The 7,123-nt window shown below is 68.4% G+C and carries 4 protein-coding genes; all 4 read left to right on the plus strand.

All coding sequences use genetic code 11. From position 1 onward, the window contains the following. Positions 1–66 precede the first annotated feature (66 nt). Positions 67–1,404 (plus strand): sugar ABC transporter substrate-binding protein, encoded by a 1,338-nt coding sequence (locus VIG79_RS14975; protein ID WP_331887073.1) that lies wholly within the window; start codon positions 67–69, stop codon positions 1,402–1,404. Positions 1,405–1,487: 83 nt separating this feature from the next. Then, positions 1,488–2,543 (plus strand): sugar ABC transporter permease, encoded by a 1,056-nt coding sequence (locus VIG79_RS14980; RefSeq protein WP_331887075.1) that lies wholly within the window; start codon positions 1,488–1,490, stop codon positions 2,541–2,543. Beyond that, on the plus strand, positions 2,536–3,375 hold the full coding sequence (locus VIG79_RS14985; RefSeq protein WP_331887077.1) for a carbohydrate ABC transporter permease: 840 nt from the start codon (positions 2,536–2,538) through the stop codon (positions 3,373–3,375). The genes VIG79_RS14980 and VIG79_RS14985 overlap by 8 nt, the downstream gene beginning before the upstream one ends. Next, positions 3,372–7,123 (plus strand): GH1 family beta-glucosidase (locus tag VIG79_RS14990; RefSeq protein ID WP_331887079.1); only part of this gene is annotated, 3,752 nt, incomplete at its 3' end. The genes VIG79_RS14985 and VIG79_RS14990, both read left to right, overlap by 4 nt.

The following is a 7,123-nucleotide window of genomic DNA, read 5'->3' on the forward strand; positions in this document are numbered from 1 at the left end:
CCTTAACCGGTTAGGTCGAGTCTCGGAGACGCCCGTCATCCCCACTTCAGGACAAGGGAGTCTGATGTGAGACTGCGTTCCCTCTCGCGCTTCACCATCGCGGCCATCACCGTGCCCGCCATCGCCCTCGGCGCCGCCGCCTGCAGCAGCAGCGGAGGGTCGAGCTCTGGTTCCGACACCGGCAGCGGTGGCTCCGGAACCACGCTGACCTACTGGGCCAGCAACCAGGCCCCGTCCCTCGACAAGGACAAGGAAGTCCTGACCCCGGTCCTGGCGCAGTTCACCCAGCAGACCGGCATCAAGGTCAACCTCGAGGTGATCGGCTGGAACGACCTGCAGACCCGCATCCAGACGGCGATCACGTCCAACTCCGGTCCCGACGTGCTCAACATCGGCAACACCTGGGCTGCCTCGCTCCAGGCGACCGGGGCGTTCATGCCCTACGACGCCGCGGCCTTCACGGCCATCGGCGGCAAGGAGAAGTTCGTCAAGCCCGCCATGGACACCGGCGGCGCGCCAGGTCAGGACCCGACCTCGGTCCCCTATCTCGGTCTCGCCTACGGCCTCTACTACAACAAGCAGATGCTCAAGGACGCCGGCATCCAGCCGCCCACCACGTGGGAGGAGATGGTCGCCGCGGCCCAGAAGCTCACCAACACGTCCAAGGGCACCTACGGCTTCTCGCTCGCCGCGGGCAGCTACACCGAGAACGTGCACTTCGCCTTCATCAACGGCAGCCAGAACGGTGGCGAGTGGTTCGACAGCGCCGGCAAGCCGACGTTCACCAGTGACGCCAACGTGAAGGGTGTGCTGCGCTACCTCGACCTGATGCAGAAGGACAAGGTCGTCAACACCTCGAACGCGCAGTACGACAACGGCACCAAGGCGGTCAACGACTTCGCGACGAAGAAGGTCGCGATGATCCTCAACCAGAACAACGCCGACAACTCGATCCAGTCCAACGGGATGAAGAGCGACGAGTACGGCGTGGTTCCCTTCCCGTCGCCGACCGGCGGCCAGAAGATCGCTACGTTCATCGCCGGCATCAACATGTCGATCTTCAAGAACACCAAGAACAAGGACGCCGCGCTCCAGTTCGTCAAGTTCATGACGTCGCCGGAGACCCAGAAGACCCTGGGCAAGCCGTTCTCCTCGCTCCCCGTGCTCAAGGGCGAGACCCCGGTGTTCACCGACAACCCCGAAGAGGCGAAGACCTTCGCGGACATCTACGCGAACATGTCGAAGCCGCTGCCGCTCGTGCCCGGTGAGGACCAGTTCGAGAGCACCGTCGGCAAGGCCATGAACACGATGTTCGCCAAGATCGCCACCGGCGGCACCGTCTCGGCCGATGATGTCAAGGCAGCCTTGAAGGACGCGCAGGACCAGGTCGCCGCGGCGAGCTGACCTTCGTCTCCCCTACCCGCAAGGGGTCCGGCCGGTCACCTCACCCGTGACCGGCCGGACCACCGGCATCAGGAGGTATGCCCGTGTCAGCGTCGACGATCCGCGAGCCCGACCAGGCCACCAGTGTCCTGAGCACCAAGGCCACGACCACCAAGAAGAAGAGGGCTCGTCGGCCCTCCCCGCGTCGCAGCCGGTGGCTTCCCTACCTGCTCCTGCTGCCCGCAGTCATCATGGAGCTGCTCATCCACATCGTGCCGATGCTCGTCGGCATCTGGATGAGCTTCATCAAGCTCACCAAGATCTACATCGCGAACTGGTCGGCCGCCCCGTTCGCCGGCCTCCAGAACTACGCGATCGCGGTCGACTTCGACGCGAGCATCGGAGCCGCCCTGCTCCAGTCGTTCTTCGTGACCGCCGCCTTCTCACTGCTCGCGCTCGGCATCTCCTGGGGTCTGGGGATGGCGGCCGCCGTCGCTCTTCAGCAACCGTTCCGCGGCCGCGGCCTCGTTCGGACGATCTTCCTCGTCCCGTATGCGCTGCCGGCCTATGCGGGCATCCTCACCTGGAACTTCATGCTCCAGCGGGACACCGGCCTGGTGAACCACGTGCTCGTCGACAACCTCCACCTGACCGGCGACCGCCCCTTCTGGCTGCTGGGCGGTAACGCCTTCGCGTCCATCGTCACCGTGGCGGTCTGGCGGCTGTGGCCGTTCGCGTTCCTCAGCCTGATGGCCGGGCTCCAGAGCATCCCGGCCGACCTCTACGAGGCCGCCGCGGTCGACGGTGCGGGCAACCTGCGCCAGTGGCGCCACATCACGCTGCCGTCGCTACGCCCGGTGAACCTGGTCCTGGTCCTCGTGCTGTTCCTGTGGACCTTCAACGACTTCAACACGCCGTACGTGCTGTTCGGGAACAGTCAGCCGCCGGGCGGCGACCTCATCTCGTTCCACATCTACAACGCATCGTTCCTGACCTGGAACTTCGGCATCGGCTCCGCGATGTCGGTGCTGCTGCTGCTCTTCCTCTTCGTCGTCACGGCCGCCTACCTCCTCATCACCCGCGAACGCAACACGACCCCGAAGGCGGCGTCGAAGCCGACCCCGAAAGCGCCCGCCCGGACGGAGGACAGCCATGCGTAACACCACCGGGTTCAAGGTCTTCCGAGGCGTGACCCTGACGCTGCTCGGGCTGTTCACGCTCATCCCGCTCTACGCGATGGTGAGCTCCTCGCTCAAGCCCCTGGCCGACGTCCAGGGCACCTTCACGTGGTGGCCGACGAACCTCACTATCCAGCCGTTCATCGACATGTGGTCGACCGTCCCGCTGGCGCGGTACTTCGTGAACAGCCTGATCATCTGCACCTGCGCCACCGTGGCCAGCGTCATCCTCGCGATCATCGCGGCGTTCGCGGTGTCCCGCTTCCGGTTCCGCGGGCGTGGTGTCTTCACGACGACGGTGCTGTCGACCCAGATGTTCCCCGGGATCCTCTTCCTGCTCCCGCTGTTCATCATCTTCGTCAACATCAACTCGGCGACCGGCATCCAGCTGGTCGGCTCGTACTTCGGGCTGATCCTCACGTACCTGACGTTCTCGCTGCCGTTCTCGGTGTGGATGCTGGTCGGCTACTTCGACAGCATCCCCAAGGAGCTCGACGAGGCCGCCATGGTCGACGGCTGCGGGCCGCTCGGCGCGCTGTGGCGGGTCGTCCTGCCGGCCGCCCGGCCCGGTGTCATCGCCGTCGCGATCTACTCGTTCATGACGGCCTGGGGTGAGGTGCTGTTCGCCTCGGTCATGACGACCGACGAGAACCGGACGCTCGCCGTCGGGCTGCGCCAGTACTCGACGTACCAGAACGTCTACTGGAACCAGATCATGGCGGCGTCGCTGGTCGTGAGCGTCCCGGTCGTCATCGGGTTCCTCCTCGTGCAGCGCCACTTCGTCGCGGGGATGACCGCCGGGGCGGTGAAGTGACCGCAGAGCCCCTTACCCGATGGACCCTGCTGGCGCTGGACGGACCGGCGCCGCAGGAGGTCGCCGGGCGTGCCGTCCCCACGACGGTCCCCGGCACCGTCCACACCGACCTGCTCGCGGCCGGGCTGATCCCCGACCCGTACCTCGACGAGAACGAGGCGGCCCTGCAGTGGGTCGGGCGGACGGGCTGGCGGTATGCGACGACGCTCGCCACCGCCGCGCCAGAGGACGGGGAGCACGTCGAGCTGGTCTTCGACGGGCTGGACACCGTTGCCGAGATCCGGCTGGGCGACCGCGTCCTCGGCACCACGCGCAACCAGCACCGCGCATACCGGTTCGATGTCACTGACCTCGTGCGGCGGGGAGAGACCGAGCTGATCGTCGACTTCGCCGCCCAGCTGACCGCCACCGAGCTGGCGAGCCTGGAGCAACAGCCTCGAATTCACACCAATGCCCACCCGTTCAACGCGATCCGCAAGATGGCCTGCAACTACGGCTGGGACTGGGGGCCCGACCTCGTCACCGCCGGCATCTGGCGCGAAGCGCGCATCGAACGCTGGCGCGCGGCCCGTTTGGCCGCAGTCCGGACCCTCGTCACGGTGGTCGACGGCGTCGGTCGGGTCGAGGTGCACGTCGACGTGGTTCGTGACACCCCTGCCCGGTTGACGATCCGCGCCGACTGCGAAGGACGCGCCGTCGATTCCGAGGTGGTCGGCGACGCCGCCACCCTCGTCTTGGAAGTCCCCGACCCGGCGCTGTGGTGGCCGCGCGGTTACGGCGCACAGCCCCTCTCGGACCTGCGGGTCGAGCTGCTGGCCGACGGCCAGGTCGTCGACGGTCGCGACCAGCGCATCGGCTTCCGCAGCGTGGAGCTCGACACGACGCCGGACGCCGAAGGCACGCCGTTCGCGTTGCGCGTCAACGGGAGGCCGGTGCTCGTCAAGGGCGCCAACTGGATCCCCGACGACTGCTTCCCGCACCGCGTCGACCGGGAGAGGTATGCGACCCGGGTCGCGGACGGTACCGAGGCGAGCATCAACCTGCTGCGCGTCTGGGGTGGCGGTCTCTTCGAGAGCGACGACTTCTACGACGTCTGCGACGAGACCGGAATCCTGGTCTGGCAGGACTTCCTCTTCGCCTGCGCGGCCTACCCCGAGGAGGAGCCGCTGCGCGGTGAGGTCGTCGCCGAGATCACCGAGGCCGTCACCCGGCTGAGCCCGCACCCCAGCCTGGTCGTCTGGAACGGCAACAACGAGAACCTCTGGGGCTACGAGGACTGGGGGTGGCGCCGCGAGCTCGGCGATCTCACGTGGGGTCGCGGCTACTACCTCGAACTGTTCCCCCGGCTGATGGCCCGGCTGGACCCGACCCGGCCCTACTCGCCGGGCAGCCCCTGGTCGTTCGACGAGCGGTGGCACCCCAACGACCCCGACCACGGAACCAGCCATCTTTGGGACGTCTGGAACCGGCTGGACTACACGGCCTACCGGAGCTCGACGCCCCGTTTCGTCGCCGAGTTCGGCTACCAGGGCCCACCGGCCTGGTCGACGCTCACGTCGGCGATCCACGACGACCCGCTGATGCCGACGTCACCGGGCATGCGGAGCCACCAGAAGGCCGAGGACGGCCACCTCAAGCTGACCCGGGGCCTCGCCCCACACCTCGAGGAGCCGGCCGGCATGGAGAGCTGGCACTGGGCCATGTCGGTGCAGCAGGCCCGTGCCGTGGCGTTCGGCATCGAGCACCTGCGCTCGTGGCACCCCCGCAACCAGGGCATGATCGTCTGGCAGCTGAACGACTGCTGGCCGGTCACGTCGTGGGCGATGGTCGACAGCGGCGGCGTCCGGAAGCCGATCTGGCACGCGGTCCGGCACGCCTACGCCGATCGTCTGATGACCATCCAGCCGCGCGACCACCGCCTCGCCCTGGTTCTCGACAACGACACCGACCAGCGGTGGCAGACGCGAGTCCGGTTGCAGCGCAAGAGCTTCGACGGGTTGGAACGCGCCGTCAGCGTCGTCACCGTCGACGTCCCCCCGCGCGGAACGCATACCCTTCCCCTCGCGGCCGCCCTGACGTGGGAGGTGTCCCCGCGCGACGAGGTGCTGGTCGCCACCGACGGCGAGCACCGCGCGCTGTGGTTCTTCCAGGAGGACCGAGACCTGCACCTGACCAACGCTTGGGCATCGGCCGCGGCGGAGCGGACACCGGACGGGTACGCCGTGACGGTCACCGCCGCGACGCTGCAGCGCGACGTCACGGTGCTCGCCGACAAGCTCGACCCTGACGCCGTGGTGGACGAGGGCATGGTCACGCTGCTGGCCGGGGAGACCACGACCTTCCACGTCACGTCCGCCGCGGACGTCGACCCCTCGTGCTTCCTCGACCCGCGCATCCTGCGCACCACGAACCAGCTCGTCGACCCCATCCCGCAACGAGAGCCACTACCAGGAGCGACTGCCATGTCCGAGCACGACGCCACTGCCGATCTGTCCGCCTTCCCCGACGGGTTCCTGTTCGGGGCGGCCACGGCGAGCTACCAGATCGAGGGGGCGGTCCACGAGGACGGCCGCACGCCGTCGATCTGGGACACCTTCTCGCACACCCCGGGGAGGGTGCTGCGCGGCGACACCGGCGACGTCGCCGCCGACCACTACCACCGGGTGGCCGAGGACGTCGGCCTGATGAAGGAGCTCGGTCTCCAGGCGTACCGCTTCTCGCTCGCGTGGCCGCGGATCCAGCCCGGCGGCTCCGGAGCCTTCAACCAGCGCGGCCTCGACTTCTACTCCCGGCTGGTCGACCGGCTCCTCGCCGCCGGTGTCGCGCCGATCGCCACGCTCTACCACTGGGACCTGCCCCAGGAGCTCGAGGACGCCGGCGGCTGGACGTCCCGGGCGACGTCCGAGGCGTTCGCGACGTATGCGGGCAAGGTCGCCGAGGTGCTGGGCGACCGGGTGCACACCTGGACCACCCTCAACGAGCCGTGGTGCACCGCCTACCTCGGCTACTGCTCCGGCGTCCACGCGCCGGGCCGCGAGAACCAGGCCGACGCACTGGCGGCCGTCCACCACCTCAACCTCGGGCACGGTCTGGCGGTGCAGGCGCTGCGAGCGGCGCGTCCGGGTGCTCGTGCCTCGGTCACGCACAACCTGCACCTGATCCGCCCGGCCGACCCGCACTCGCCGGAGGACCTCGACGTCGTCCGGCGGCTCGACGCCCTCGGCAACCGGGCGTTCCTCGGTCCGGAGCTCGACGGCGCCTACCCCGAGGACCTGCTCGCCGACACCGCGTCGGTCACCGACTGGTCGTTCGTCCGTGACGGGGACCTGCAGGCGATCCACCAGCCCATCGACGTCCTCGGCGTGAACTACTACACGACCAGCGTCGCCCGGAAGTGGGACGGTGTTACCGAGCGCAACCGGGAGGACGGCCACAAGGTCGCCGCGCAGCCGCCGTGGCCCGGGCCGGACGACGTCGACTTCGTCCTCGAGACGGGGCACCGGACCCAGATGGGGTGGCTCGTCGACCCGGCTGGGCTCACCGAGCTGCTGATCCGGACCGCGAAGGACTATCCGGGAATCCCGTTGATGGTGACCGAGAACGGCGCCGCCTACCCCGACGTCGTCTCCCCCGACGGCCGAATCCATGACGTGGAACGCACCGAGTACGTCCGCCGCCACCTGACCGCCGTCCGCGACGCCATCGACGCCGGCGCCGACGTCCGCGGGTACCTCCTGTGGTCCCTGCT

This window comes from Lapillicoccus sp., from assembly GCF_036559105.1.
In the GTDB taxonomy this organism is placed as follows: domain Bacteria; phylum Actinomycetota; class Actinomycetes; order Actinomycetales; family Dermatophilaceae; genus Lapillicoccus.

What these genes read in the sequence shown, in the direction of transcription:
- VIG79_RS14985 (WP_331887077.1), top strand. Translation starts at nt 2,536, where the DNA reads ATGCGTAACACCACCGGGTTCAAGGTCTTCCGAGGCGTGACCCTGACG.